The sequence below is a fragment of the Streptomyces sp. NBC_00193 genome (assembly GCF_026342735.1).
In the GTDB taxonomy this organism is placed as follows: domain Bacteria; phylum Actinomycetota; class Actinomycetes; order Streptomycetales; family Streptomycetaceae; genus Streptomyces; species Streptomyces stoeckheimensis.
In genome coordinates this window covers 4,928,920-4,955,844 of sequence record NZ_JAPEMM010000001.1, presented here as the reverse complement: position 1 = coordinate 4,955,844, position 26,925 = coordinate 4,928,920, and the positions used below count along the sequence as shown (strand labels likewise).

The window sequence follows — 26,925 nt, the reverse complement described above, 5'->3', positions numbered from 1 at the left end:
ACACTTTGTCTGTAAACGGAGCGAACCCGCTTCGTGACGCACAGGACCGGCGGCTCCCGCGCATCGCGGGGCCGTCCGGCCTGGTCATTTTCGGCGTTACGGGTGACCTGTCGCGCAAGAAGCTGATGCCTGCCGTCTACGACCTCGCCAACCGCGGGCTGCTCCCGCCGGGCTTCTCCCTGATCGGCTTCGCCCGACGTGAGTGGCAGGACGAGGACTTCGCGCAGGAGGTTCACGACGCGGTCAAGCAGCACGCCCGCACGCCCTTCCGCGAAGAGGTCTGGCAGCAGCTGGTGCAGGGCTGCCGCTTCGTCCAGGGCGACTTCGACGACGACCAGGCGTTCGAGACGCTGAAGTCGACGATCGAGGAGCTGGACAAGGCGCAGGGCACCGGCGGCAACTTCGCCTTCTACCTGTCCGTCCCGCCGAAGTTCTTCCCCAAGGTCGTCGCCCAGCTCAAGAAGCACGGGCTGGCGGACCAGAAGGAGGGCTCCTGGCGGCGCGCGGTCATCGAGAAGCCGTTCGGGCACGACCTGACCAGTGCACAGGAGCTCAACCAGCTCGTGCACGACGTCTTCCCGCCCAACGAGGTCTTCCGGATCGACCACTACCTGGGCAAGGAGACCGTCCAGAACATCCTGGCGCTCCGCTTCGCCAACACGATGTTCGAGCCGATCTGGAACCGGTCGTACGTGGACCACGTGCAGATCACCATGGCCGAGGACATCGGTATCGGCGGCCGGGCCGGCTACTACGACGGCATCGGCGCGGCCCGCGACGTCATCCAGAACCACCTGCTCCAGCTCCTGGCGCTCACGGCGATGGAGGAGCCCGGCTCCTTCCACCCCAAGGCGCTGGTGGCCGAGAAGCTCAAGGTGCTGACCGCCGTGGAGCTTCCCGAGGACCTGGGCAAGCACACCGTGCGCGGCCAGTACTCGGCGGCGTGGCAGGGCGGCGAGAAGGTCGTCGGGTACCTCGAAGAGGACGGCATCGACCCCAAGTCGAAGACCGACACCTACGCGGCCATCCGCCTGGAGATCAACAACCGCCGCTGGGCGGGCGTCCCGTTCTACCTGCGGACGGGCAAGCGCCTGGGCCGCCGGGTGACCGAGATCGCGGTCGTCTTCAAGCGGGCCCCGTACCTTCCGTTCGAGTCGGGCGCGACCGAGGAGCTGGGGCAGAACGCCCTGGTCATCCGGGTCCAGCCGGACGAGGGCGTCACGGTGCGCTTCGGTTCCAAGGTTCCGGGCACCTCCATGGAGGTCCGGGACGTGACGATGGACTTCGCCTACGGCGAGTCCTTCACGGAGTCGAGCCCCGAGGCCTACGAGCGGCTGATCCTCGACGTGCTGCTGGGTGACGCGAACCTGTTCCCGCGCCACCAGGAGGTCGAGCTGTCCTGGAACATCCTCGACCCGATCGAGCGGTACTGGGACACGCACGGCAAGCCCGCGCAGTACCCGTCGGGCACCTGGGGGCCGGTCGAGGCGGACGAGATGCTCGCACGAGACGGACGGAGCTGGCGCCGGCCATGAAGATCGATCTCACGGAGACCAACTCCAGCAAGATCAACGCCTCGTTGGTGCAGGCGCGCCGGGACATCGGCACGCCTGCCATCGGGATGGTGCTCACGCTGGTGATCGTGACCGACGAGGAGAACGCGTACGACGCGCTCAAGTCGGCGAACGACGCGTCCCGCGAACACCCTTCGCGGATCGTCGTCGTCATCAAGCGGGTCAGCCGCTCGCCGCGCAGCCGCCGCGACGCCCGTCTCGACGCGGAAGTCCGCGTCGGGACGGACTCCGGCACCGGCGAAACGGTTGTCCTGCGCCTGCACGGCGAACTGGTCGACCACGCCCAGTCGGTGGTTCTCCCGCTCCTCCTCCCGGACGCGCCCGTCGTCGTCTGGTGGCCGGAGGGTGCTCCGCAGGACCTGGCGGGCGATCCCCTGGGGTCGCTCGGCCAGCGCCGGATCACGGACACGTACTCCGCCGAGGATCCGATCGAGGCGCTCGGCAGCCGGGCGACGGCGTACGCACCCGGGGACACGGACCTGTCCTGGACCCGGATCACCCCGTGGCGCTCCATGCTGGCGGCGGCGCTCGACCAGCAGGTCCACTCGGTGTCCTCGGCGACGGTCGAGGGCGAGGACGACAACCCGAGCTGCGAGCTGCTGGCGATGTGGCTCGCGGACCGGCTCCAGGTCCCCGTCAAGCGCACCTCCTCGGCGGGCCCCGGGCTCACCGCGGTGCGTCTGGAGACCAAGGACGGCGAGATCGTCCTGGACCGGGCGGACGGGGCACTGGCCACGCTGTGCATGCCGGGGCAGCCCGACCGTGCGGTGGCCCTGAAGCGCCGCGACACGGCCGAGCTGCTGGCGGAGGAACTCCGCCGCCTGGACCCGGACAACACCTACGAGGCCTCGCTGAAGTTCGGCGTGGCCCGCCTGGCCCCGACGTCCGAACCGGCGTCGCCGAAGCCGGCCCCCGCGAAGGCGGAAGCCCCGGCCAAGGCGGCCCCGGCCGCGCCGGATGCTCCGGCGAAGCCCGCTCCGGCGAAGCCGGCCAAGAAGGCCGCGGCCAAGTAACGGACCGCTGCGCGGAGCCGTCCCCTACCCGCCCTTCCACCGTTCCCTGGGGCTCCGCCCCAGACCCCGCGCCTCAAACGCCGGCGAGGCTGGATTTCCAGCCCGTCCGGCGTTTGAGGACCGGGGTCCGGGGCGGAGCCCCGGTTTCGGGAAGGGGCGGGGTGGGGGAAGGCCCCGCGCAGCGGCGTCCGGACCCGCACCCGCACGCAGAACTACCGACAAGGCGGCAGCACATGGGTATGACGACTCCCCAGGTCGTCGTCCACCGGGACAAGGAGCTGATGGCCCAGGCCGCGGCCGCCCGGCTGATCACGAAGATCGTGGACGCACAGGCGGCCCGCGGCACCGCGTCCGTGGTCCTCACCGGCGGCCGCAACGGCAACGGCCTCCTCGCCGCGCTGGCCACCGCCCCGGCCCGCGACGCCGTCGACTGGTCGCGGATCGACCTGTGGTGGGGCGACGAGCGCTACGTGCCCGCCGCCGACCCCGAACGCAACCACGTACAGGCCCGTGAGGCCCTGCTGGACGCCGTCCCGGTGGACCCCGCCCGGGTCCATGCCATGCCCGCCTCCGACGGCCCCTACGGGGACGACGTGGACGCGGCGGCCGCCTCCTACGCGGAGGAGCTCCGCAAAGCCTCCCGCCCCGAGGACCACGGCCCGGTCCCCCGCTTCGACGTCCTGATGCTGGGCGTCGGCCCGGACACGCACGTGGCCTCGCTCTTCCCCGAGCACCCGGCGTCCCGCGAGAGCGAGCGCACCGTCGTCGGCGTCCACGGCGCGCCCAAGCCGCCGCCGACCCGCATCTCGCTCACCCTCCCGGCGATCCGGGCGGCCCGCGAGGTCTGGCTGCTGGCGGCCGGCGAGGACAAGGCCGGAGCGGTGGCGATCGCGCTGGGCGGAGCGGGCGAGGTCCAGGCGCCGGCGGCCGCCGCGTACGGCCGCTCCCGCACCCTGTGGCTCCTCGACCGCGCGGCGGCCGCGAAGCTCCCGCCGGCCATGTACCCGCCGGCCTCCGCCTGACCCCGTAGGACACGACAGGGCCCGCCCTCCACGAGGAGAGCGGGCCCTGTCCGCGTTCACCGGTGCGTGTCGGCGTGTGCCGCCGTTTGCCGTCAGCGGCCCCGCAGCGAGCGGTACGCGGACACCAGCGCGCGCGTCGACGCGTCCAGGCCCGGTACGTCCGTGCCGTCGGTCAGCGCCGGCTCGATCCGCTTGGCCAGCACCTTCCCGAGCTCCACGCCCCACTGGTCGAAGGAGTCGATGTTCCACACCGCGCCCTGGACGAACACCTTGTGCTCGTAGAGCGCGATCAGCTGGCCCAGGACCGCCGGAGTGAGCTCGGTCGCCAGGATCGTCGTCGTCGGGTGGTTGCCCGCGAAGGTCTTGTGCGGGACGAGCGGTTCGGCGACGCCCTCCGCCCGGACCTCGTCCGCCGTCTTGCCGAAGGCCAGCGCCTGCGTCTGCGCGAAGAAGTTCGCCATCAGCAGGTCGTGCTGGGCCGCCAGCGCCGGCGGCAGTTCGCCCACCGGACGGGCGAAGCCGATGAAGTCCGCCGGGATCACCTTGGTGCCCTGGTGGATCAACTGGTAGTAGGCGTGCTGGCCGTTGGTGCCGGGCGTGCCCCACACCACCGGCCCGGTCTGCCAGTCCACCGGGTTGCCGTCGCGGTCCACCGACTTGCCGTTGGACTCCATGTCCAGCTGCTGCAAGTACGCGGTGAACCGGGAGAGGTAGTGGCTGTACGGGAGCACCGCGTGCGACTGCGCGTCGAAGAAGGCCCCGTACCAGATCCCCAACAGGCCCAGCAGCAGCGGGGCGTTCTCCTCGGCGGGCGCCGTGCGGAAGTGCTCGTCCATGGCGTGGAATCCGCCGAGCAGTTCCCGGAACGCGTCCGGACCGATCGCGATCATCAGGGACAGACCGATCGCGGAGTCGAAGGAGTAGCGCCCGCCGACCCAGTCCCAGAACTCGAACATGTTGGCCGTGTCGATGCCGAACCCGGCGACCTTCTCCTCGTTGGTGGAGAGCGCCACGAAGTGCCGTGCCACGGCCGCCTCGTCGCCGCCGACACCCGCGAGCAGCCATTCCCGCGCCGAGGTGGCGTTGGTGATGGTCTCGATCGTCGTGAAGGTCTTCGACGCGATGATGAACAGCGTCTCGGCCGGATCCAGGTCCCGTACGGCCTCGTGGAGGTCGGCGCCGTCCACGTTGGAGACGAAGCGGACCGTCAGGCCGCGGTCCGAGAAGGCGCGCAGCGCCTCGTACGCCATCGCCGGACCGAGGTCGGAGCCGCCGATGCCCACGTTGACGACGTTCTTGATGCGCTTGCCGGTGGAGCCGGTCCACTCCCCCGACCTGACCCGGTCGGCGAAGGCCGCCATCTTGTCGAGGACCGCGTGGACGCCGGGAACGACGTTCTCGCCGTCCACCTCGACGACCGCGTCGGCCGGTGCGCGCAGCGCGGTGTGCAGGACCGCCCGGTCCTCGGTCGTGTTGATCTTCTCGCCGCGGAACATGGCCTCGCGCAGCTCGGCCACGCCGGTCGCCGCGGCCAGTTCGCGCAGCAGTGTCAGCGTCTCGTCGTTCACGAGGTGCTTCGAGTAGTCGATGTGCAGGTCCCCGACCCGCAAGGTGTAGCCGGTGCCCCGGCCCGGATCCGCCGCGAACAGCTCCCGCAGATGCGTCTGCCCCAGCTCGTCCCGGTGCTTGCCGAGTGCGGCCCACTCGGGCATCCGGTTGAGCCTCGTACGGCTGTCTGCGTTCATCTCGGACATCAACCCACTTCCTGTCCTGTCGTGCCCCGCCGGTTCCAACCTAAGGGATGGGAAGGGGCACAACCGACACAAAGCGGCCCGGCCCGCAGGAGAGAAGACTCCTGCGGGCCGGGCCGGATGCCATGTTGGTCAGTCTGTCGTTCGGTGGGAACGCGTCAGATCTCGCCGCGCAGTTTGGCGAGCGCCTCGGCGAGGATCGCCTCGCCGTCCGCGTCGGTCCGCCGCTCCCGTACGTACGCCAGGTGCGTCTTGTACGGCTCGGTGCGCGGCGGTGCGGGAGGGTTGTCCCGGTCCTGGCCGGCCGGGAACCCGCAGCGCGGGCAGTCCCAGGTGTCCGGCACCTGCGCGTCGCTGGCGAAGCTCGGCTGCGTCTCGTGCCCGTTCGAGCACCAGAAGGAGATGCGCAGGCGGGGCGCGGACTCGCCGCGCTCGGCCTCACCCATCGGCCCCGCTCCGACCCGACTACCACGGATCGCGTTGCCACTTGCCACGGTCGTAACTCCCTGCGTGATGGTGCCGCGAAACGTGAGTGGATTCCGTCGCGGGCGCCCAAGTCTACGTAAGGCCCAACGCCCGTCCAGGAATGGAGTTACCCATTCCAGACAAGAACGCCGGACCTCATGATAGGCCGGGGGGAGCCGACCGGACCGGCGGAATGGCCAGAACGGTTCAGCTGCTCGTCTTCATGAGCAGACCGAGTGCGACGATGCACGCGAACCAGAGCAGACCGACCACCACGGTGATGCGGTCGAGGTTGCGCTCCGCGACCGAGGAGCCGCCGACCGACGACTGCATACCGCCGCCGAACATGTCGGAAAGACCGCCGCCCTTGCCCTTGTGCATCAGCACGAGCAGCATCAGCAGGGCGCTGAAGACGACCAAGGCGATCTCGAACCCCATAATCACGGCTGATTCCTACTTTCCTGGCTTACTGGCTTTCAGGCGTTCCCGCGGTGCCGCTCACGAGCGCGGGGGCCAGCAGCTGGTTCAGCCTGCTGGCCCCCGCAAGGGTACGACGGATCCGTCCTACCGCATACTCACGATGAGCGTCACTGGTCGCGGAAACGGACGATCTTGACGAACTCGTCCGCGTCCAGCGCCGCGCCGCCGATCAGGGCGCCGTCGACGTCGGGCTGGGCCATGATCGCGGCGATGTTGCCGGACTTGACCGAGCCGCCGTACTGGATGCGGACCTTGTCGGCCAGCTCCTGCGAGTACAGCTCCGCGAGACGGCCGCGGATGGCACCGCAGACCTCCTGCGCGTCCTCGGGGGTGGCGACTTCGCCGGTCCCGATGGCCCAGACGGGCTCGTACGCGATCACGATGGACTCGACCTGCTCGGCCGGGATGTCCTTGAGGCCGCCGTCGAGCTGGTTCAGCGTGTACTGCACCTGCTGGCCGGCCTTGCGGATGTCCAGGCCCTCGCCGACGCACAGGATCGGCGTGATCCCGTGCTTGTAGGCGGCCTTGACCTTGGCGTTGCAGATCTCGTCGCTCTCGCCGTGGTACTGGCGGCGCTCGCTGTGGCCGACGGCCACGAACGTGCACTTCAGCTTCGAGAGCATCGGGCCGGAGATCTCGCCGGTGTAGGCGCCCGAGTCGTGGGCCGAGATGTCCTGGGCGCCGTACTTGATCTTCAGCTTGTCGCCGTCGACCAGGGTCTGGACCGAACGGAGGTCGACGAAGGGCGGCAGGACCGCGACCTCGACGAAGTCGTAGTCCTTGTCGGCCAGGGCGAAGGCGAGCTTCTGGACGTGGGCGATGGCCTCGAGGTGGTTGAGGTTCATCTTCCAGTTGCCCGCCATCAGCGGGGTACGGCCGGCGGTGTTCTCAGTCATCAGGGTTCAGACCTCCAGTGCGGCGAGGCCGGGGAGCGTCTTGCCCTCGAGGTACTCGAGGGAGGCGCCGCCACCGGTCGAAATGTGGCCGAAAGCGTTCTCGTCGAAGCCGAGCGTGCGCACGGCGGCGGCCGAGTCGCCACCGCCGACGACGGTGAACGCGCTGCTGTCGACGAGGGCCTGCGCGATGGCGCGGGTGCCGCCGGCGTAGTCGGGGTGCTCGAAGACGCCCACGGGACCGTTCCAGAACACGGTCTCCGCGTCGGCGATCTTCGAGGCGTACAGCTCGCGGGTCTTGGGACCGATGTCCAGACCCTCCTGGTCGGCGGGGATCTTGTCCGCGTCCACGGTGATGAAGTCGGCCGGAGCCTTGGTCTTCAGGTCCGGGAAGTCCTTGGAGGCGAGGATGTCGACCGGGAGGACCAGCTCGACACCGTTCTTCTCGGCGCGCGCCATGTACTCCTTGACGACGTCCACCTGGTCCTTCTGGAGCAGGGAGATGCCGACCTCGTAGCCCTTGGCGTAGAGGAAGGTGTACGCCATGCCGCCGCCGATGAGGAGGCGGTCGGCCTTGCCGAGCAGCTCGTCGATGACGGCGAGCTTGTCGGAGACCTTGGCGCCGCCGAGGATGACCACGTACGGGCGCTTGACCTCGGCGGTCAGCTTCTTCAGGACGCCGACCTCGGTGGCGATGAGGTAGCCGGCCGCGTGCGGGAGGCGCGCGGGGAGGTCGAAGACCGAGGCGTGCTTGCGGTGGACAGCGCCGAAGCCGTCACCGACGTAGACGTCGGCCAGCTCGGCGAGCTGGTCCGCGAAGGCGCCGCGCTCGGCGTCGTCCTTCGCGGTCTCACCGGCGTTGAAGCGCAGGTTCTCGATGACGGCGACCTGGCCGTCGGCGAGGGCGGCGACGGTCTCCTTGGCGGAGGCGCCGACGGTGTCGGTGGCGAACGCGACGTCCGCGCCGAGCAGCTCGCCGAGGCGGGCGGCGGCGGGCGCCAGCGAGAAGGCCGGGTCCGGGGCGCCCTTGGGGCGGCCCAGGTGCGAGGCCACGATCACGCGGGCGCCGGCTTCGGCGAGCTTCGCGATGGTCGGCTGCACGGCGCGGATGCGGCCGTCGTCGGTGATCTCGCCGTTCGAGAGCGGCACGTTGAGGTCGGCGCGGACGAAGACCCGCTTGCCGGATACGCCCTCGGTGAGAAGTTCGTCGATCGTCTTCATGCTGTTTTCTACTCCTTTTCCCAGCCCAGGACTCTACCCGTGCGGGGCGAGAGGGGTACGAGGCAAGCAACAGGGCCCGTACAGCGCTTCATCGCGCTGCCCGAGCCCCGGTGCTCACATCGTGGTGCCTGCTGTGGTGCTTAGAGCTGACCGCCGACGAACACGGTCAGGTCGACGAGGCGGTTGGAGTAGCCCCACTCGTTGTCGTACCACCCGATGACCTTGACGCTCTTGCCCTGGACCATGGTCAGGGAGGAGTCGAAGGTGCAGGAGTACGGCCAGTTCACGATGTCGGAAGAGACGATCGCGTCCTCGGTGTAGTCCAGGATGCCCTTGAGCTGGCCCTGAGAGGCCTTCTGGAAGGCCGAGTTGACCTCGTCCTTGGTGACCTCGCGCTCGAGCTCGATGACCAGGTCGGTCACGGAACCCGTGGGGACCGGGACGCGCATCGCGATGCCGTCGAGCTTGCCCGCCAGCTCCGGGATGACCAGCGCGGTGGCCTTGGCGGCACCGGTGGTGGTCGGGATGATGTTCTCGGCGGCCGCGCGCGCCCTGCGCAGGTCCGAGTGCGGGAAGTCCAGGATGCGCTGGTCGTTCGTGTACGCGTGGACCGTCGTCATCATGCCCTTGACGATGCCGAAGTTCTCGAGGAGGACCTTGGCCATCGGCGCCACGCAGTTGGTGGTGCAGGAGGCGTTGGAGATGACGTGGTGGTTGGCCGCGTCGTACTTCTCCTGGTTGACGCCCATCACGATCGTGATGTCCTCGTCCTTGGCCGGAGCCGAGATGAGGACCTTCTTCGCGCCGGCCGCGATGTGCTTGGCGGCGTCGGCCTTCTTCGTGAAGATGCCGGTCGACTCGATGACGATGTCGGCGCCCAGCTCGCCCCAGGGAAGGTTCGCGGGGTCGCGCTCGGCAAAGGTCTTGAAGGTGTTGCCACCCACGGTGATGGTGTCGTCCGTGTGGCTGACCTCGGCCTTGAGACGGCCCAGGATCGTGTCGTACTTGAGGAGGTGAACCAGGGTTGCGTTGTCAGTCAGGTCGTTGACACCGACGATCTCGATGTCCGCTCCCTGCTCCAGGAGCGCCCGGAAGTAGTTGCGGCCAATTCGGCCAAAACCATTGATGCCTACGCGGATCGTCACGAACCGATCTCCTCGTTGGTGCGCCGGCCTGTCCGCCAGCGAGCTGTATGGGATGTCCCCGACCGCTTACGACACTACCTCTCCGTGAGCTTCTGAGTGACATCGAGCATCCCGTGACACGCCCCGAAGCCCCGCACTCCAGGACGAGTACGGGACCTCGGGGACTTTGTGCCCGGTCACTCACGGTGAGCGCCGTCGGGGCCTCTGATCAGTGGTTCAGCGAGCGGAGCGCCTTACCGACGAGTACGGCGCGATCGGCCGCGGCCGGCACGTGTTCCAGGCCGAAGCCCAGGAGCACGGTGTCACGCGTAGTGACGGAGGCGTAGGACTTGAACAGCTCGCCCGACCGGGACCAATCGCCCGGAACATCAGGGCTTCCGGCAGGTGCGCCCTGGGCGCTCCAGACGCCGAGCGAGGACTCGAAGCCCTCGACCGCCTGGTCGGTGGCGCCGAGCGAGACGCGGGCCTCGTCCGCGAAGACTCCGCGGCCGCCCGAGCCCGGGTCGGTGATGTAGGCGAGGGAGACCTCGACGGTCTTGCCCGCGTACATGCTCAGGTCGAAGGAGACCTGCTTCCAGCCGCCGGAGGCACCGGTGAAGGAGTTCCAGGTGCCGCTGGTGCCCTGCGGGGTGCAGCCGCCGGCGTCGAGGGTGAGGTAGCGGCGCAGGAAGGGGTGGCCGTTGATGAAGAACCCGGCCCCGCACTCCTCGGGCACGGTGGTGGTGGTCAGGCCGCTCGCCTCGGGCAGCGTGGTCCAGTCGTCGCCGCCCGCGGTACGGGACTCCAGGACCGCGTGGTCGTAGCCCTCCTCGGTGTTCCAGTTCAGCGCCATCTTGAGCTTCGGCTGGTCGGCCGCGGTGACCCCGGTGAGGTCGATGGTGCGGGTGAGGCGCTTCCAGTCGTCGTCCGCGTGCGTGGCCGAGGCCATCGACGCGCCGGCGTACGGGGCGTACGGGTTCACGACTCCGGCGTACTGGCCCGCCTGCGCGCTCTTGAACTGCGGGAACTGCGCCGCGGGCAGGGTGTCGGAGGTGACCGTGTAGGAGCCCGGGCGGTCGAGCGGGTTGCCCGTGGCGTTGCCGAGGGCGCCGTTGACCCCGGTCAGGGAGCCTGCGCCGGTGAAGCCGGTGGGGCCGGTGACCCCCGCGCGGCCGTAGGCGCCGAGGAAGTACTGGCTGAAGTCGTTGGTCACGGCGCGGCCGACCTGGGCGTTGCCGCCCGCCAGCTCGCCGGCCTCGATCAGCTTGCCGCCCTCGTTGAGGTAGTCGCGCACCGCAAGCTGGGTGTCGCCGCCCGGGGACTTGGCCCCGGTGTAGTGGACGGCCGTACGGAAGTGGGAGAGGGCTCCGAGGTGGTGCGGGGCGCCCTGGACGGCCACGTCCCAGACCGCCGCGCTCTTGCCGTTGGCCTTCAGGGCGTCCACGTACTCCTGCGCGTGCTGTGCCGGGGCGCCCTCCTCGGCGATCACCAGCACGTCGGCGCGCGGCCGCTCGGCCACCGTGTACGTGAAGTGCTCGCTGGAGACCTGCTTGCCGCGGTCGCGGCCGGTGAACCAGACCTCGACCTTGTCGCCGGGCCTGGCGCCCTCGACCTCGGCCCGGTACTCGTCGAACCAGTTGTTGTCCTCGCCGCCGTAGACCTCGCCGCCCTTCCAGGCCTCGAGGTCCTCGTCGTGGGTGCGGCCCCCGTTGACGCGGTAGTTCAGCTCCTTGTCCTTCAGCGCCTTGCGGGCCGTGACGGCGACCTTCTGGTCCTCACCGCGGGCCGCGTAGGAGGTGGTGAAGGGGTCCAGGGTGAAGTCCGCGGCGGTCAGCCCCAGCGAGGACTTCGGCCGGTCCGGGTGTTCGGCGCTCTCGGCGACGGACAGCGCGAAGGGGATGTTCTTGGCGAACTCGGCCTGGATGAGCTTCTCGTCGTCCGGGAAGTTGAAGCCGGAGGCGCAGTCCTCGGGCTTCCACTGGTCGTTCGGGTCGATCGCGGAGGCCGTCTGGCAGGTGGTCATCTCCGGCGTGAACATCATGATGCCGTTGGCGTTGGCCGCCTGGCTGTCCGCTTCGCCGTTGGTGGTGTACAGCTCGGAGGAGACCTGCGGGTAGTAGCCCGGGACGGCCGGGTTCTCCGGCGTGCCGGCGAGCGCCTTGTAGGCGACGTCGTCGGGGGTGGGGGTGGCCACCTGCCAGCCGACGCCGTAGAGGATCAGCTCGGCGGCGGAGTGGTAGTTGATGGCGTAGTCGAAGCCGATGCGCTTCTGGAACGTGTCCAGGGCGACGGTCTCGGGCTCCGAGGCGGCCTTGGTGCCGCGGTAGGTCTCGCTCGACTCGTTGGGCGAGGAGCCCTCGTTGTCGTAGCCCCACTTGTAGGCGAAGTTGCGGTTGAGGTCGACTCCGTCGCCCGTGGTGATCTTGCCGTCGGCGTTGTTGTCGCGCAGGTTCTTGCGCCACAGCCGCTGGCCGTCGGGGGCGAAGGTGTAGTCGTAGCCGTCGGGGTTGGCGGAGAGCAGGAACCACAGCTCGGTGGAGTCCACCAGCTTGGTGATCCGCGGATCCTTGCCGTAGTTGTCGAGGGTGTGGTGCATCAGCCGCCGGGTCATCTCCGGGGTGATCCACTCGCGGGCGTGCTGGTTCGACATGAACAGCGTGGAGGGCTTGCCGCCGTCCCTGGTCTTCTTGGCGTTCTTGCTGACCTTCAGGGCGAGGATGTCCTTGCCCTGGACGGTCTTGCCGATGGAGACGACCTTGGTGAGGCCCGGGTTCTCCTGGGCCGTGCGCAGGATCTCCTCCTGGAGCCCGCCCTTGCCGCTGTACGGGCGGAAGACCCCGTCGCCGGCCGCCAGCGAGCGCGCCGCCGCCTTGGCCGGGACCTTGCGTTCGGCGAGCGTGATCCCCTGAGCCGCCAGTTCCTTGGCCTGACCGCCGGTGAGGAAGAGCTCGACCTTGGCGGTCCCGGTCTCCGGGGCGCGTTCGGAGAGCTCGTGCGCGTCCTGGCCGGCCGCCAGGACCAGCGGGACCTGCTCCTTGGTGATGTCGGCGTCGTAGACCCGCACCTCGTCGGCGGCGGACCGGTCCGCCGCACCGGGCTGGGCCTGGGCCGCTGCGGGTAGTGCGGCCAGTGTGGTGCCGAACACGAATGCGCTTGCGGCGAGGATCGATCTCGCGCGGTGCCTCATGTGCCCCCCTGGGCGTCGTCTGCCACGAAAGCTCCCGTCTGCCACGAAAGCTTCGGACGACAGGCTCACGATCAGCCCATGCTCATGTCAATGGGGCCTACCGAAAAGGGGCCCGCACGAGTGATCGTGCGGGCCCCTTCTGCCGTAGTCCCAGCAGACTTCAGCCGGCCATGTTGTCGGCCAGCTCCTCGCTGTCGCTGAGGTCGAGGTTCGACTCGGTGCCCGGGATCCCGAGGTCCTGGGCCCGCTTGTCGGCCATCGCCAGCAGGCGGCGGATCCGGCCCGCGACCGCGTCCTTGGTCAGCGGCGGGTCGGCGAGCGCGCCCAGCTCCTCCAGGGAGGCCTGCTTGTGCTCCATGCGCAGCCGGCCGGCGGCGGCGAGGTGCTCGGGGACCTCCTCGGCGAGGATCTCCAGGGCGCGCTGGACCCGCGCTCCGGCCGCCACCGCGGCCCGCGCCGAGCGGCGCAGGTTGGCGTCGTCGAAGTTGGCCAGGCGGTTGGCGGTGGCGCGCACCTCGCGCCGCATCCGCCGCTCCTCCCAGGCCAGCACCGAGTCGTGGGCTCCGAGCCGGGTCAGCAGGGCGCCGATGGCGTCCCCGTCCCGTACGACGACCCGGTCCACTCCGCGGACCTCGCGGGCCTTCGCGGCGATGGAGAGCCGGCGGGCGGCGCCGACCAGGGCCAGGGCGGCCTCCGGACCGGGGCAGGTGACCTCCAGGGAGGAGGAGCGCCCCGGCTCGGTCAGGGAGCCGTGGGCCAGGAAGGCCCCGCGCCAGGCCGCCTCGGCGTCGCAGGTGGCCCCGGAGACCACCTGCGGGGGGAGACCCCGGATCGGACGGCCGCGGCCGTCCACGAGGCCGGTCTGGCGGGCGAGCTGGTCTCCGCCGGCGACCACGCGGACCACGTACCGGTTGCCCCGGCGCAGACCGCCCGGAGCCATGATCACCAGATCCGAGGAGTGCCCGAAGATCTCCAGAATGTCCTTGCGCAGGCGGCGGGCCGCGATCCCCGCGTCCAGTTCCGCCTCGATGACGATCCGGCCGCTCACCAGGTGCAACCCGCCCGCGAACCGAAGGATCGCCGAGACCTCCGCCTTCCTGCAGCAGGTGCGGGTGACAGGCAGGCGGGCGATCTCATCCTTCACCGCGGGCGTCATCGCCATGGGCCGATCCTTCCATGCATCCGAAAAATACGGTCGTACGCGGCGGCGAGCAGCTCCGGATCATGCTTCGGAGAGCCGTCCTGCCTGGCAACCGGCGCCAGCTCGACCGCGGCGCCGAACCGTTTTGCGGCATCGGCGAGGGACTCGCGATCGGGCACGGCAGCCTGATCGGCCAGCACCACGTCCAGGGCGAGTTTAGGGGCGTGTCGGGCCAAAACCTCCAAATGACGCTGCGGAGAGAAGCCCTCTGTTTCGCCGGGTTGTGGCGCGAGGTTCAGCGAGAGCACCCTCCGGGCCTTCGTCTCGATCAGCGCGTCGAGCAGTTCGGGCACCAGCAGGTGCGGAATCACCGAGGAGAACCAGGACCCCGGACCGAGCACGACCCAGTCCGCGTCGAGGACCGCAGCGACCGCTTCCGGCACCGCCGGCGGGTCGCTCGGCACCACCTGGACGGAGAGCACCTCGCCGGGGGTCAGCGCCACGGTGGCCTGCCCCCGTACGGTGTCCACGTCCTCGGGGCGGGCCGGATCGTGCCCCTTGACCAGGGCCTGGAGCTCCAGCGGTACCGCCGACATCGGCAGTACCCGGCCCTGGGCGCCGAGCAGCTTGCCGACGAGGTCCAGGGCCTGGACCGGGTCGCCGAGCTGTTCCCACAGGGCCACGATCAGCAGATTGCCGACGGCGTGCTCGTGCAGGTCGCCCTGGGACTGGAAGCGGTGCTGGATGACCCGCGCCCAGGTCTGGCCCCAGTCGTCGTCACCGCACAGCGCGGCCAGCGCCTTGCGCAGGTCCCCGGGCGGCAGGACGCCGAGCTCCTCGCGCAGCCTGCCGCTGGAGCCGCCGTCGTCGGCGACGGTGACGACGGCGGTCAGCTCGCCCGTGATCCGGCGCAGGGCGGTCAGCGAGGCCGAGAGGCCCATGCCGCCGCCGAGCGCCACGACCTTGGGTGCGGCATGGGCCTCGCCCCGGCGCAGGCCCGTACGGCCCGTGCCGCCCTCGTCCTTGCCGGTGGTGAGCCGGCGAAGGCGGCGGAGCCGCATGGTACGTCCGGTCACTCGCGCCCCATGTCCCTGTGGACGACGACGGTCTCGACCCCTTCGGAGGCGAGGCGTGCGGCGAGCTTTTCCGACATGGCGACACTGCGGTGCTTGCCGCCGGTGCAGCCGACCGCGATGGTCACGTACCGCTTGCCCTCGCGGCGGTAGCCGGTGGCGATCAGCTGGAGCAGCTCCGTGTAGCGGTCCAGGAACTCCTTGGCGCCGGGCTGGCTGAAGACGTAGCCCGACACCTCCTCGTTCAGGCCGGTGAAGGGGCGCAGCTCCGGGACCCAGTGCGGGTTGGGGATGAAGCGGCAGTCGACGACGAGGTCGGCGTCGACGGGGAGGCCGTACTTGAAACCGAAGGACATGACGGTGGCCCGCAGCTCGGGCTCCTCGTCGCCGGCGAACCGGGCGTCCATCTTGGCGCGCAGCTCGTGCACGTTCAGGCTGGAGGTGTCGATGACCAGGTCGGCGTCGCCGCGCAGCTCGCGCAGCAGGTCGCGCTCGGCGGCGATGCCGTCGACGATGCGGCCGTCGCCCTGGAGCGGGTGGGGGCGGCGGACCCCTTCGAAGCGGCGGACGAGGGCCTCGTCCGAGGACTCCAGGAAGACGATCCGCCGGGTGACCCCGCGGGTCTCCAGGTCGGCGAGGGATTCGCGCAGCGCGTCGAAGAACTGGCGGCCCCTGACGTCGACGACGACGGCGATGCGCGCCACGTTGCCCTGCGAGCGGGCGCCGAGTTCCACCATGGTGGTGATCAGCGCGGGCGGGAGGTTGTCGACGACGAACCAGCCGAGGTCCTCCAGGCACTTGGCCGCCGTACTGCGGCCGGCCCCGGACATTCCGGAGATGATCACCAGCTCGGGGATGGCCGCCTCGGCGGTATCTCCGGGCTCCACTGTCGTGCCCGTACTCACCTGTGCTCCGTCTCGGTCGTACTCGGATGCGATGTCGTGCCCGGAATCCTGCTCGGATCCTCGGTCGTGCCGGGTTTCGCGCTCGGTCATTGCTCGGTCCCCCGATCGGATGCTGCTCCCGCGGACGCGGGGGTCTCATCCTCAATGATCTCCCCGGTCGCCGTATTGACGGCGGGACCGGCGGGAACCGCCTGGGCGAGGGCCACGACCACGGTCTCGGCCGTCTTGCGGCCTATGCCCGGGACCTCGCAGATCTGATCGATTGTCGCCTGTCTCAGCTTTTTCACCGAACCGAAGTGTTTGATCAAGGCCAGCCTGCGGCTCTCGCCGAGGCCGGGGACCTCGTCGAGGGGCCCTGCCTTCAGGCGCTTGCCCCGCTTGTTGCGCTGGTACTGGATGGCGAACCGGTGGGCTTCGTCACGGACCCGCTGGAGCAGGTACAGGCCCTCGCTGCTGCGGGGCAGCACCACCGGGTCGTCCTCCCCGGGCAGCCAGACCTCTTCCAGGCGCTTGGCGAGGCCGCAGACGGCGACGTCGTCGATGCCCAGCTCTTCCAGGGCCCGCTTGGCGGCGGCCACCTGGGGCTGCCCGCCGTCGACCACGACGAGCTGCGGCGGGTAGGCGAAGCGCTTGGGGCGCCCGTCGTCCTCGGGCGCGTCCCGGTCGACTTCGCCGCCCACGTCGCCCGGGACGTGGGCGGCGTCCGCGCTGTCGTCGGGTGACCACTCCCCCGTCTTCAGCTTCTCCTGGAGGTAGCGGCGGAAGCGCCGGGAGACCACCTCGTGCATGGAGCGGACGTCGTCCTGCCCCTCGAAGGACTTGATCTGGAAGCGCCGGTACTCGCCCTTGCGGGCCAGCCCGTCCTCGAAGACGACCATCGAGGCCACGACGTCGTCGCCCTGGAGGTGGGAGATGTCGAAGCACTCGATGCGCAGCGGCGCGCCGTCCAGGTCCAGCGCCTCGGCGATCTCCTCCAGGGCCCGCGAGCGGGTGGTGAGGTCGGCGGCGCGCTTGGTCTTGTGCAGGGCGAGGGACTGCTGCGCGTTGCGGTGGACGGTCTCCATCAGCGCCTTCTTGTCCCCGCGCTGCGGGATGCGCAGGCTCACCTGCGAACCGCGCCGCTCGGCGAGCCACTGGCTCAGGGCCGGGGTGTCCTCGGGGAGCGCCGGGACCAGCACCTCCTTGGGGACGGACTCGCCCTTCTCCTCCCCGTACAGCTGCTGGAGGGCGTGCTCGACGAGCCCGGCGGTGTCGACGGCCTCCACCTTGTCGGTGACCCAGCCGCGCTGGCCCCTGACCCGGCCGCCGCGGACGTGGAAGATCTGCACGGCCGCTTCGAGCTCGTCCTCGGCGACCGCGAACAGGTCGGCGTCGGTGGCGTCGGCGAGCACGACCGCGTTCTTCTCCATCGCCCGGCGCAGGGCCCCTATGTCGTCGCGCAGCCTGGCCGCCTTCTCGTACTCCATCTCCTCCGCGGCCTCGTGCATCTGCTGTTCGAGGCGGGTGAGGTAGGTGCCGGTGCGGCCGGCCATGAAGTCGCAGAAGTCCTCGGCGAGTTCGCGGTGCTCCTCCGGGGTGACCCGGCCGACGCAGGGCGCGGAGCACTTGCCGATGTAACCGAGCAGACAGGGGCGGCCGATCTGGGCGGACCGCTTGAACACCCCCGCGGAGCAGGTGCGGACGGGGAAGACCCGGAGCATCAGGTCGACGGTCTCGCGGATGGCCCAGGCGTGCCCGTACGGGCCGAAGTAGCGGACGCCCTTCTTCTTGGGTCCGCGCATGACCTGGACCCGCGGGTAGTCCTCGTTCATGGTGACGGCGAGGGAGGGGTAGCTCTTGTCGTCCCGGTACTTGACGTTGAACCGGGGGTCGAACTCCTTGATCCAGGAGTATTCGAGCTGGAGCGCCTCGACCTCGGTGGAGACCACGGTCCACTCGACGGAGGCGGCCGTGGTGACCATGGTGGCGGTACGGGGGTGCAGCCCGGCGAGGTCCTGGAAGTAGTTGGCCAGCCGTTGGCGCAGGCTCTTGGCCTTCCCGACGTAGATCACCCGGCGGTGCTCGTCGCGGAACTTGTAGACCCCCGGGGAGTCGGGGATCTGTCCCGGCTCGGGGCGGTAACTGGAAGGGTCGGCCATGCCAGCCACCCTACTGTCGCCCGCCGACAAGCGGGCCTCAGCCCCGCAGGGTCCGGACGCCCGGCCGCCCGGCAGGCGACCGGGCGGCCGGACCCCTCGGGTGGCTACGCCCGCACCACCCGCTGCCGCCGGACGCGCCGGGCGGCCACCGCGCCGGCCGCGCCCAGCGCCAGAGCCACGGCTCCGGCGGTCATCGGGAATCCGGCGGGAGCGGACCCGGGCCGGGCTGCGGAGACGGAGGCTTCCTCGGCCGTGGCTTCCGTGGGGGCGAAGCCTCCGGCCTTGCCGGACTTGCCGTAGGCGGATCCCGGCAGCTTGTCCCCGTAGGCCTTCACGACCCGCGCCCGGTAGGCGGCCAGGCTCGTGCCCTGTGCGCCCACGGCCGTCGCCGCGTCCTCGTCCAGGGGCAGCACCCGGTCGCCGCCGGCCACGTACCAGGCGTCGATCTGCGGTTCGCGGAACACGGTCCCGCCGGGGAGTTTCGCCGCGCCGAGCTGTGCGTAGCGGAACTCGTCGTCGCCGGTGGCGATGTTCACCACCTGCCAGCCCGCCGCGGTCTGCGCGGTCCACAGGGCGGCCTGCTGGCCGTCCGAGGAGACGGCCTTGCTGGCGAGGAACTCCAGCCGGGCCACGCCGGCGCCCGCCTTCCCCGCGACGAACTCCGGCGAGAGGTAGTGCACGGGAACCGTCTCGCCCTCGATGCGGGGCTGCGCGGCGGCGAGCGAGACCTTGCCCTCGCGGGCGAAGAAGCGGGACAGGGTGGCGAGGGTGTCGGGGGCCGCCGCCGTCCGCCCTGCGGCGGCCAGGTTCTCGGCGGTGGCGGCCTGGGGCTGCGGAACGGGCGCCGCGGACGCCTGGGTGGGGGCCAGGGCCAGTACGGCGGTCGCGGCGACGGCCGCGGCGGCGAGAGGGCCGTTCATGAGGCGGCCGTTCATGAGGCGGTGAGCCATGGGGTCACGCCCCGATCCGGTAGAGCGAGTGGGTCCAGGAGAAGGTGCTGTTGTCCACGTACCAGGCGTGGGAGGCCCAGTTGTAGCGGTCGCTGGAGGGCCACGGGTCTCCCCAGTACACCCAGCTGTTCGCGGTGTCGTAGCCGTAGATCACGTGCATGTGGCCACCGCCGTTGGACCACTGGATGCGGGTCTCGATCGGGCGGTTGGCGTTGATCTCGGTCTGGACGGTGGAGTACTGGAGCCAGCCGTTCACGTAGGAGCCGGAGTTGATGCCGGCCCAGCGCAGGGCGGTCTGGACGTTGGCCAGGTTGGCCTGGTTGTTGGGGCAGTCGTAGCCCTGCTGGCGGTTGAAGGCCGCGTTGCAGAACTGGTTCTGGCTGTAGCTGCGGCCGAACCAGGTGGCGATGGTGTTGCCCGCGGCGGCCCAGCACCAGTTGGTCTTCTGCTGGGCCTGCATCGTGATGTTCAGCCGCTTGGACGCCAGGGCCGAGCTCTCGGCGGGTGCGGCGGCAGCGGAGACGGAGGCGGCGGTCGTGGTGCCCGTACCGGCGGCGGCATCGGCGGCGGTGGCGGCAGCGGTCGGCAGGGTGAGGAGCAGGGCGGTGACGAAGGCGGCGAGGGTGAGCCGCCGGTTTCTGTGGCGCATCGCGTTCCTCCCGAGGTGGGGAGTGGGGGTGGAGGAGCGCGTCCGGACGCTGTGGAGGAGCATCGGGGTGTTGTCGGGAACAGGTCAACACGCTTCAATACGGCGTGACATCGCGGTGTGAACGGTGGGGCCAGAGTGTGAACGTCCGCCGTCACCCCACCTGGACCCACCGGGACCACGGGCGTCACCCGCCGGACCGCCCGCACCCCGTCGCGTGAACGTTCACAGGAGGAACCGCCATGCGGTCGAGCGCGAACGGCACCTTCTCGGACAGCGCCCCTGCGGACGGCACCCCCTCGGACAGCGCCCGCGCCGACGGCGCCCGGGACCTGCCGCACCTGCTGCGCGCGGGCCCCTTCCACCTCGCGCTCCGCGCCGCGCTCGCCGCCCGCGGCCTGCCCCTGCACCGGGTGCAGCACCGGCTCGCCGCCCGCGGCATCAAGCTCGGGGTGACCAGCCTCAGTTACTGGCAGCAGGGTGCCCGGCGGCCGGGCCGCCCCGAGTCCCTGAAGGCCGTACGGGCCCTGGAGCAGATCCTGGAACTGCCCGAGGGCGCCCTGCTGCGGCTGCTGGCCGCGCCGGATCCCGCCGCCCCCGGGACGGCCCGGCCGCCCGCGCGCTCGTACCGGGCGCTGTTCAGCGCGGGCGCGGCCGTGGAGGCGCTGCTCGCCGGCATGGAGCTGCCCGCCGACGGCGGCCTGCACACCGTCGGGCATCACGAGCGGGTGCGGATCGGGCCCGCCGGGGAGCTGCTCGGCCGCGAATCGCAGCACGTCGTACGGGCCCACCGGGACGGGGTCGACCGGTACGTAGCGGTGCACCAGGGCGACCCGGGCTGCGACCCGGAGCGGATCCGGGTGCGGGCCGTCGAGAACTGCCGGACCGGGCGGATCCGCCGCCACCCCGAAGCGGAGCTGGTCGTCGCCGAGCTGCTCTTCGACGCCCGGCTGCGCGCCGGGGACACCTACGTCTTCGGCTACGGCTTCGAGGACGGCACCGCAGGCCGCAGCGCCGAGTACGTGCGCGGCTTCAGCTATACGGGCGGGCAGTACGTGCTGCAGGTCCGCTTCGACGAGGCGGCGCTGCCGGTGCGCTGCCGCCGCTTCACGCGCAGTGGGCCGGACGCGCCGCGCGGGCGGCTCGCGGACCTGAACCCGAGCGGCCCGCACCGGGCCGTGCACCTGGTGGAGCAGGGGGTGCGGCGCGGGATCCTGGGGATCGGGTGGGACTGGGAGTGACCCCGGTCGCCGGTCAGCCCGCGATGAGCTTGCCGCCCTCGGCCCTGACCGGGACCTCCGGCAGCGGGTCGGTCGCCGGGCCCTGCAGGACCTTGCCCGTGGTCACGTCGAAGCGGCTGCCGTGGCAGGGGCAGTTCCCCTCGCCCTTGACGATCTTGTCCAGGACGCAGCCGGCGTGGGTGCACTGGGCGCTGAAGGCCTTGTACTGTCCGGCCTCCTGGCAGCTGACGATCAGCTTCTTCTCCCGGTACAGCTTCGCGCCCCCCACCGGGACCTCGGCCGCCGCGCCCAGCTCCACGGGCTCGGCGGGCACCGCGGGGCCGCCGTTGCCGCTGTTGCTCTCGGTGGAGCAGGCCGTGAGCGCCGCTCCGGCGCCCACGGCCCCGGCGAGCGCGGCCGCGCCCTTGAGCACGGTACGGCGGGCGGCGGACTGCGACGCGGACATGCGGTTCTCCAAGTGATGCTGGGGGGGGCGGCGGGGCCGGGTCCACCCGACGATACCGAAGCCCGATGAGGTACCTTCCCCCGCGTGATCGTCGTCGGTGGAGAAGCCCTGATCGACCTGGTGCCCGTCGAACGGCCGCCGGGCGCCCTGCTGCCGCGGCCGGGCGGCGGACCGTACAACACCGCGCTCGCGCTGGCCCGGCTCGGTGCACCCGTCGCCTTCTGCTCCCGGATCTCGACGGACGGCTTCGGCGCCTCGCTGCTCGACGGGCTGCGCACGGCCGGGGTGGACCTCTCCCTGGTCCAGCGCGGACCGGAGCCGACCACGCTGGCGGTGCCCTCGCTGGCCCCGGACGGCTCGGCGGCGTACGGGTTCTACGTCGAGGGCACGGCCGACCGGCTGTTCCGGCTGCCGCCCGCGCTCCCCGAGGGCGTACGGGCCCTCGCGCTCGGCACTTGTTCGCTGGTGCTGGAGCCGGGGGCGAGCGCCTACGAGACCCTGCTGCGCCGGGAAGCCGGGCGCGGGCTGCTGACCTTGCTCGACCCCAACATCCGCCCGGCGCTGATCGCCGACCCGGCGGCCTACCGGGCCCGCTTCCTGTCCTGGCTGCCGCACGTCGGCGTGCTGAAGCTGTCGGAGGAGGACGCGGCGTGGCTGGGCGGCCGCCCGGCCGACTGGCTGGCGGCGGGGCCCTCGGCGGTGGTGCTCACCCGGGGGGCCGGCGGCCTGACCGTGTGGACGCGGGAGGGGGCGGAGCACTCGGTGCCCGCGCACCGGGTCGCGGTGGTGGACACCATCGGCGCGGGCGACACCGTGAACGCGGCCCTGCTGCACCGGCTCACGTCCGGCACGCCGGGACCGGGGGCGGCGGGACCGGGACCGGGGCCGGTGGGCCCGGTCGACTGGCCCGAGGTGCTGTCCTACGCCGCCGCGGCGGCCGCGCTGACCTGTACCCGGGCGGGCGCGGAGCCTCCGTACGCCTCCGAGCTCAGCGGAGGGCGGCCCACACCGTAGCGGCCACGGCGGGGGCGAACTCCTCGACCGGCCCGACCGTGTCGGGACCGGAGAAGTGCAGGAAGAAGGCCCGCTGGAAGCAGGCGCCGAGCAGCAGCGCGGCGGCGGCGGCCGGGTCGGCGTCGGGGCGCAGCCTGCCTCGTTCGAGCTCGCGGAACAGATGGCCGGTGAGGGCCTCCAGGACCACGTGCGGACCCGCCCCGATGCTCCGTACGCCCTCGCGGTGGCGGGTGAGCAGGACGGGATCGGCGAAGAGCGAGCCGAACATCGGCATGGCGTCGGCGTAGAAGAGCGAGGCGTACCGGGCGATCTCGGTCAGCCGCTCCTTGACCGGCTGCTCCCCCGGATCGGTGGTCATGGCCGCCATCATCGCGCCGGCGTTGGGGCGGCGCTCCATCAGCACGCGCACGAACAGCTCTTCCTTGTTCGCGAAGTACTTGTAGAGCGCTGCCTCCGAACAGCCCGCCTCTCGGGCGATGGCCTTCGTGGTGGCGTTGGCCAGGCCGGTCGTGCGCATCAGGTTCTCGGCCGCATCGAGCAGGCGTTCCGGAGTGGACCGGCTTGACTTTGGGGTGAGCATTCACTCACCCTAGCGGAAGCGGGGGTGAGTGAATACTCACCCACCCCTGGTGCGTCACGCCTTACATGCCATGCCTCACACGTCATGCGACACATGAATGCGGGAGCCAGGATGAAACTCACGGTGTTCGGAGCCACGGGCGGGATCGGCCACGAAGTGGTCCGACAGGCACTCGAAGCGGGCCACGAGGTGACGGCGGTCGTCCGTGACCCGGCGCGACTGGACGTACCGGCGCACGAGCGGCTGCGGGTGACGGTCGTACGGGACCTGTCCGACGAGGACGCGCTCGTGCGGGTGCTGGACGGGCAGGAGGCGGTGGTCTCCGCGCTCGGTCCGGCGAGCAACAAGCAGGCCCGGCTCACCCCGATCGCGGGTCCGGCCCTGCGGTCGATCGTCTCCGCGATGGACCGGGCCGGGGTGAGCCGCCTGTCGGCGGTCAGCGCGGCGCCGCTGGGTCCGGAATCACCGGAGGACGGGGTGCTCACCCGGGTGCTGGTCTACCCGCTGCTGCGCAGGGCGCTGCGGGACGTGTACGCGGACCTCACGGTCATGGAGGCGGCGATCGCCGCCAGCCGTACCCGGTGGACGGTGATCCGGCCGCCGCGGCTGCTGGACCGGCCGTTCACGGGGACCTACCGGCGGGCGGTCGACGCCAACGTCCCGGGCGGCAAGGTGATCGCCCGGGCGGACGTCGCCGACGCGCTCCTGACCACCCTGTCCGACCCGACGGCCTCGGGCCACGCCATCGGCGTCGCCGCCTAGCCGCTCCCGGCCCGGCCCAGGGCGTTCCTCTGCGCGGGGCGGAGTCCCCTACCCGCCCTTCGCCCGTTCCCCGGGGCTGCGCCCCGGACCCCGCTCCTCAAACGCCGGCGAGGCTGGAATTGCCCTCCGGGCAACCCAGCCCCACCGGCCGGGAAGGCTACGCCTTGCGGGCTCGCACGGCCTTCTTCGCAGCGGCGGGGGCCGCTGCCTTCTTGGCCGCCGCCGGGGCCGCAGCCTTCTTGCGCGCGGCCGCCTTCTTCGCCGGCTTCGCCGGAGCCGCCGGGGCGGCGCCCTCCAGGACCCGGTCCGCGCCCAGGATGTCGCGCAGGAACTTGCCCGTGTGGCTCGCGCCCACCGAAGCGACCTGCTCCGGCGTGCCCTCGGCGACGACGAGGCCGCCTCCGTACCCGCCCTCGGGGCCCATGTCCACGACCCAGTCCGCGGTCTTGACGACGTCGAGGTTGTGCTCGATGACGATCACCGTGTTGCCCTTGTCGACGAGCCCCGACAGCACCTTGATCAGCTTCGAGATGTCCTCGAAGTGCAGACCCGTCGTCGGCTCGTCCAGGACGTACACCGTCCGCCCCGTCGACCGCTTCTGGAGCTCCGAGGCCAGCTTCACGCGCTGCGCCTCGCCGCCCGACAGGGTCGGCGCCGACTGGCCGAGGCGGACGTACCCGAGCCCGACCTCGTTCAGCGTCTTCAGGTGGCGCGAGATCGTGGGGACGGCCTCGAAGAAGCCCGCGGCCTCCTCGATCGGCATGTTCAGGACCTCGGCGATGGACTTGCCCTTGTAGTGGACCTCCAGCGTCTCCCGGTTGTACCGGTCGCCGTGGCAGACCTCGCACGGGACGTACACGTCCGGCAGGAAGTTCATCTCGATCTTGATCGTGCCGTCGCCGGAGCAGTTCTCGCACCGGCCGCCCTTCACGTTGAAGGAGAAGCGGCCCGGCAGATAGCCGCGCACCTTCGCCTCCATCGTCTCCGCGAAGAGCTTGCGGACGTGGTCGAAGACACCGGTGTAGGTGGCCGGGTTGGACCGGGGGGTCCGGCCGATCGGCGACTGGTCCACGTGCACGACCTTGTCGACGAGGTCGTCGCCGTCCACCCGCGTGTGCCGCCCCGGCACCGACCGCGCGCCGTTGAGCTCGCGGGCGAGGTGGGTGTACAGGATGTCGTTGACCAGCGTCGACTTGCCGGAGCCCGATACGCCCGTCACCGCCGTGAGGACGCCCAGCGGGAAGGACACGTCGATGTCCCGCAGGTTGTTCTCCTTGGCGCCGTGGACCGTGAGCTTGCGCGACGGGTCCACGGGACGGCGTACGTCCGGGAGCGGGATGGACCGCTTGCCGGACAGGTACTGGCCGGTGATCGACTCGGGGTTCTTCAGCAGCTCCTTCAGCGAACCGCTGTGCACGACCTTGCCGCCGTGCTCGCCGGCGCCCGGGCCGATGTCCACGACCCAGTCGGCCACCTTGATGGTGTCCTCGTCGTGCTCGACGACGATGAGGGTGTTGCCCATGTCCCGCAGCCGGACGAGGGTCTCGATCAGGCGGTGGTTGTCCCGCTGGTGGAGCCCGATGGAGGGCTCGTCCAGCACGTACAGCACGCCCACCAGGCCGGAGCCGATCTGGGTGGCGAGGCGGATGCGCTGGGCCTCGCCGCCCGAGAGGGTGCCGGCGGCGCGGTTGAGGGAGAGGTAGTCCAGGCCGACGTCGACGAGGAAGCGCAGCCGCTCGTTGACCTCCTTGAGGACCCGCTCGGCGATCTTCTTGTCGCGGGCGTCGAGCTTGAGGCGTCCGAGGAAGTCCGCGCACTCGCTGATCGACATCGCGGCGACATCGGCGATCGAGCGGTCCATCACCGTCACCGCGAGCACGATCGGCTTGAGCCGGGTGCCCTGGCAGGTGGGACAGGGCACCTCGCGCATGTAGCCCTCGAAGCGCTCGCGGCTGGCGTCGCTCTCGGACTCCGCGTGGCGCCGCTTCACGAACGGCACCGCGCCCTCGAAGGCCGTGGTGTAGGCCCGCTCGCGCCCGTACCTGTTGCGGTAGCGGACCTCGATCTGGGTCTTGTGGCCGTAGAGCAGTGCCTTCTTCGCCCGCAGCGGCAGTCCGGCCCACGCGATGTCGGTGCGGAAGCCGAGCTCCCCGGCGAGCGCGCCGATCAGCCGCTGGAAGTAGTCCTTGGTGTGGCCGAGCGCCCACGGCGAAACCGCGCCCTCGTCCAGGGACTTGTCCTCGTCCGGGACGATCAGCTCCGGGTCCACCTCCATGCGCGTACCGATGCCGGTGCACTCGGGGCAGGCGCCGAAGGGCGAGTTGAAGGAGAAGGAGCGCGGCTCCAGCTCCTCGAAGGAGAGGTCGTCGTACGGGCAGTAGAGGTGCTCGGAGTACATCCGCTCACGCTCGGGGTCGTCCTCCGCGAGGTCGACGAAGTCCAGGATCACCATGCCGCCCGACAGCCCGAGGGCGGTCTCCACGGAGTCCGTCAGCCGGCGCTTGGCGCTGTCCTTGACGGTGAGGCGGTCGATGACCACCTCGATGGTGTGCTTCTCCTGCTTCTTCAGCGTGGGCGGCTCGGAGAGCTGGATCGTCTCCCCGTCCACCCGGGCCCGGCTGTAGCCCTTGGTCTGGAGGTCGGCGAAGAGGTCGACGAACTCGCCCTTGCGCTCGCGCACCAGCGGCGAGAGCACCTGGAAGCGGCTGCCCTCGGGCAGCGCGAGCACCTTGTCGACGATCGCCTGCGGCGACTGCCGCGAGATCGGACGGCGGCACTCGGGGCAGTGGGGCTTGCCGATGCGCGCGAAGAGCAGGCGGAGGTAGTCGTAGACCTCGGTGATGGTGCCGACGGTGGAGCGCGGGTTGCGCGAGGTGGACTTCTGGTCGATGGAGACGGCCGGGGAGAGGCCCTCGATGAAGTCGACGTCGGGCTTGTCCATCTGCCCGAGGAACTGGCGGGCGTACGAGGAGAGCGACTCGACGTAGCGGCGCTGACCCTCGGCGAAGATCGTGTCGAAGGCCAGGGAGGACTTGCCCGACCCGGAGAGTCCGGTGAAGACGATGAGCGAGTCGCGCGGCAGGTCAAGAGAAACGTTCTTGAGGTTGTGCTCGCGAGCGCCACGAACGATGAGACGGTCGGTCACGCCGGTCCGCACCTTTCTTGAGAGAGCGGGGGCACTGGCCCCCGTCCCAGGGTATTGGGGGGCGCCTCTGCGGTGGAGTGGGAGACTGGACTCCGAGCGTATAGCACGTGCATTCGATTTCCGGCACTGTCCAGCCCTCTTCACCCGATCGTGTA

Annotated in this window: 22 protein-coding genes; 6 read left to right on the top strand and 16 right to left on the bottom strand. The window is 70.8% G+C overall.

Annotation, left to right across the window (positions count from 1 at the left end; all coding sequences use genetic code 11):
• Window positions 1-5 precede the first annotated feature (5 nt).
• The 3 genes from zwf to pgl all read left to right on the top strand — a co-directional run bounded on the left by zwf (window position 6) and on the right by pgl (window position 3,609).
• Window positions 6-1,535: a glucose-6-phosphate dehydrogenase gene (gene zwf, locus OG898_RS22060; RefSeq protein ID WP_250742320.1), complete on the top strand. Its 1,530-nt coding sequence runs from the start codon at window positions 6-8 to the stop codon at window positions 1,533-1,535.
• Entirely contained in the window at window positions 1,532-2,587 is a 1,056-nt protein-coding gene (gene opcA, locus OG898_RS22055; protein ID WP_266958820.1) for a glucose-6-phosphate dehydrogenase assembly protein OpcA, read from the top strand. The genes zwf and opcA overlap by 4 nt, the downstream gene beginning before the upstream one ends.
• 239 nt (window positions 2,588-2,826) lie before the next feature.
• Window positions 2,827-3,609, top strand: a complete 783-nt coding sequence (gene pgl, locus OG898_RS22050; protein WP_250742322.1) for a 6-phosphogluconolactonase — start codon at window positions 2,827-2,829, stop codon at window positions 3,607-3,609.
• A gap of 92 nt (window positions 3,610-3,701) precedes the next feature.
• Here pgl and pgi read toward each other — a convergent pair whose 3' ends face one another.
• From pgi to OG898_RS21985, 13 genes are all read right to left on the bottom strand, one after another.
• Window positions 3,702-5,354, bottom strand: coding sequence for a glucose-6-phosphate isomerase (gene pgi, locus OG898_RS22045; protein WP_250742346.1), 1,653 nt, complete (start codon window positions 5,352-5,354; stop codon window positions 3,702-3,704).
• A gap of 164 nt (window positions 5,355-5,518) precedes the next feature.
• Window positions 5,519-5,854, bottom strand: coding sequence for an RNA polymerase-binding protein RbpA (locus tag OG898_RS22040; protein WP_007263454.1), 336 nt, complete (start codon window positions 5,852-5,854; stop codon window positions 5,519-5,521).
• A gap of 178 nt (window positions 5,855-6,032) precedes the next feature.
• Window positions 6,033-6,263 (bottom strand): preprotein translocase subunit SecG, encoded by a 231-nt coding sequence (gene secG / locus OG898_RS22035; protein ID WP_243338594.1) that lies wholly within the window; start codon window positions 6,261-6,263, stop codon window positions 6,033-6,035.
• Window positions 6,264-6,412: 149 nt separating this feature from the next.
• Complete coding sequence (tpiA, locus tag OG898_RS22030) at window positions 6,413-7,201, bottom strand: triose-phosphate isomerase (protein ID WP_243338366.1); 789 nt, start codon at window positions 7,199-7,201, stop codon at window positions 6,413-6,415.
• A 6-nt stretch (window positions 7,202-7,207) separates the two neighbouring features.
• Window positions 7,208-8,419 (bottom strand): phosphoglycerate kinase, encoded by a 1,212-nt coding sequence (gene pgk / locus OG898_RS22025; RefSeq protein ID WP_266958817.1) that lies wholly within the window; start codon window positions 8,417-8,419, stop codon window positions 7,208-7,210.
• Window positions 8,420-8,559: 140 nt separating this feature from the next.
• Entirely contained in the window at window positions 8,560-9,564 is a 1,005-nt protein-coding gene (gene gap, locus OG898_RS22020) for a type I glyceraldehyde-3-phosphate dehydrogenase (RefSeq protein WP_243338363.1), read from the bottom strand.
• Between the two features lie 208 nt (window positions 9,565-9,772).
• Window positions 9,773-12,730, bottom strand: coding sequence for a M14 family metallopeptidase (locus OG898_RS22015; RefSeq protein WP_266958815.1), 2,958 nt, complete (start codon window positions 12,728-12,730; stop codon window positions 9,773-9,775).
• 160 nt (window positions 12,731-12,890) lie between these two features.
• On the bottom strand, window positions 12,891-13,892 hold the full coding sequence (whiA, locus tag OG898_RS22010) for a DNA-binding protein WhiA (RefSeq protein WP_112449750.1): 1,002 nt from the start codon (window positions 13,890-13,892) through the stop codon (window positions 12,891-12,893).
• On the bottom strand, window positions 13,883-14,947 hold the full coding sequence (gene yvcK, locus OG898_RS22005) for a uridine diphosphate-N-acetylglucosamine-binding protein YvcK (protein WP_250742325.1): 1,065 nt from the start codon (window positions 14,945-14,947) through the stop codon (window positions 13,883-13,885). Before yvcK ends, whiA begins: the two co-directional genes overlap by 10 nt.
• Complete coding sequence (gene rapZ / locus OG898_RS22000; protein WP_250742326.1) at window positions 14,944-15,939, bottom strand: RNase adapter RapZ; 996 nt, start codon at window positions 15,937-15,939, stop codon at window positions 14,944-14,946. Before rapZ ends, yvcK begins: the two co-directional genes overlap by 4 nt.
• Window positions 15,936-17,987, bottom strand: coding sequence for an excinuclease ABC subunit UvrC (gene uvrC, locus OG898_RS21995; RefSeq protein WP_266958813.1), 2,052 nt, complete (start codon window positions 17,985-17,987; stop codon window positions 15,936-15,938). The genes rapZ and uvrC overlap by 4 nt, the downstream gene beginning before the upstream one ends.
• Before the next feature lie 104 nt (window positions 17,988-18,091).
• On the bottom strand, window positions 18,092-18,937 hold the full coding sequence (locus tag OG898_RS21990; RefSeq protein ID WP_266958811.1) for a hypothetical protein: 846 nt from the start codon (window positions 18,935-18,937) through the stop codon (window positions 18,092-18,094).
• Window positions 18,938-18,941: 4 nt separating this feature from the next.
• A complete protein-coding gene (locus OG898_RS21985) occupies window positions 18,942-19,586 on the bottom strand; it encodes a papain-like cysteine protease family protein (RefSeq protein WP_250742329.1) in 645 nt (214 codons plus the stop codon).
• A 239-nt stretch (window positions 19,587-19,825) separates the two neighbouring features.
• On the opposite strand from OG898_RS21985, the gene OG898_RS21980 reads away from it, so the two are divergent.
• Window positions 19,826-20,824 carry a hypothetical protein gene (locus OG898_RS21980; protein WP_250742330.1) on the top strand — a complete coding sequence of 333 codons (999 nt, stop codon included), beginning with the start codon at window positions 19,826-19,828 and terminating at the stop codon, window positions 20,822-20,824.
• 13 nt (window positions 20,825-20,837) lie between these two features.
• Here the strand turns inward: OG898_RS21980 and OG898_RS21975 are convergent, their stop codons facing one another.
• The gene (locus tag OG898_RS21975) at window positions 20,838-21,269 is read right to left on the bottom strand and encodes a Rieske (2Fe-2S) protein (protein ID WP_250742331.1); all 432 of its coding nucleotides are present in this window, start codon (window positions 21,267-21,269) and stop codon (window positions 20,838-20,840) included.
• An 84-nt stretch (window positions 21,270-21,353) separates the two neighbouring features.
• On the opposite strand from OG898_RS21975, the gene OG898_RS21970 reads away from it, so the two are divergent.
• Window positions 21,354-22,283 (top strand): carbohydrate kinase, encoded by a 930-nt coding sequence (locus tag OG898_RS21970; protein WP_266958808.1) that lies wholly within the window; start codon window positions 21,354-21,356, stop codon window positions 22,281-22,283.
• On the opposite strand, the gene OG898_RS21965 is transcribed toward OG898_RS21970, so the two are convergent.
• Window positions 22,258-22,863 (bottom strand): TetR/AcrR family transcriptional regulator, encoded by a 606-nt coding sequence (locus OG898_RS21965; RefSeq protein ID WP_250742333.1) that lies wholly within the window; start codon window positions 22,861-22,863, stop codon window positions 22,258-22,260. The two genes, OG898_RS21970 and OG898_RS21965, sit on opposite strands and share 26 nt — an antisense overlap.
• A gap of 111 nt (window positions 22,864-22,974) precedes the next feature.
• Here OG898_RS21965 and OG898_RS21960 point away from each other — a divergent pair, with 111 nt between their 5' ends.
• The gene (locus OG898_RS21960) at window positions 22,975-23,625 is read left to right on the top strand and encodes an NAD(P)-dependent oxidoreductase (protein ID WP_266958806.1); all 651 of its coding nucleotides are present in this window, start codon (window positions 22,975-22,977) and stop codon (window positions 23,623-23,625) included.
• Between the two features lie 157 nt (window positions 23,626-23,782).
• Here the strand turns inward: OG898_RS21960 and uvrA are convergent, their stop codons facing one another.
• Window positions 23,783-26,770, bottom strand: a complete 2,988-nt coding sequence (uvrA, locus tag OG898_RS21955; RefSeq protein WP_266958804.1) for an excinuclease ABC subunit UvrA — start codon at window positions 26,768-26,770, stop codon at window positions 23,783-23,785.
• Window positions 26,771-26,925: the final 155 nt, after the last annotated feature.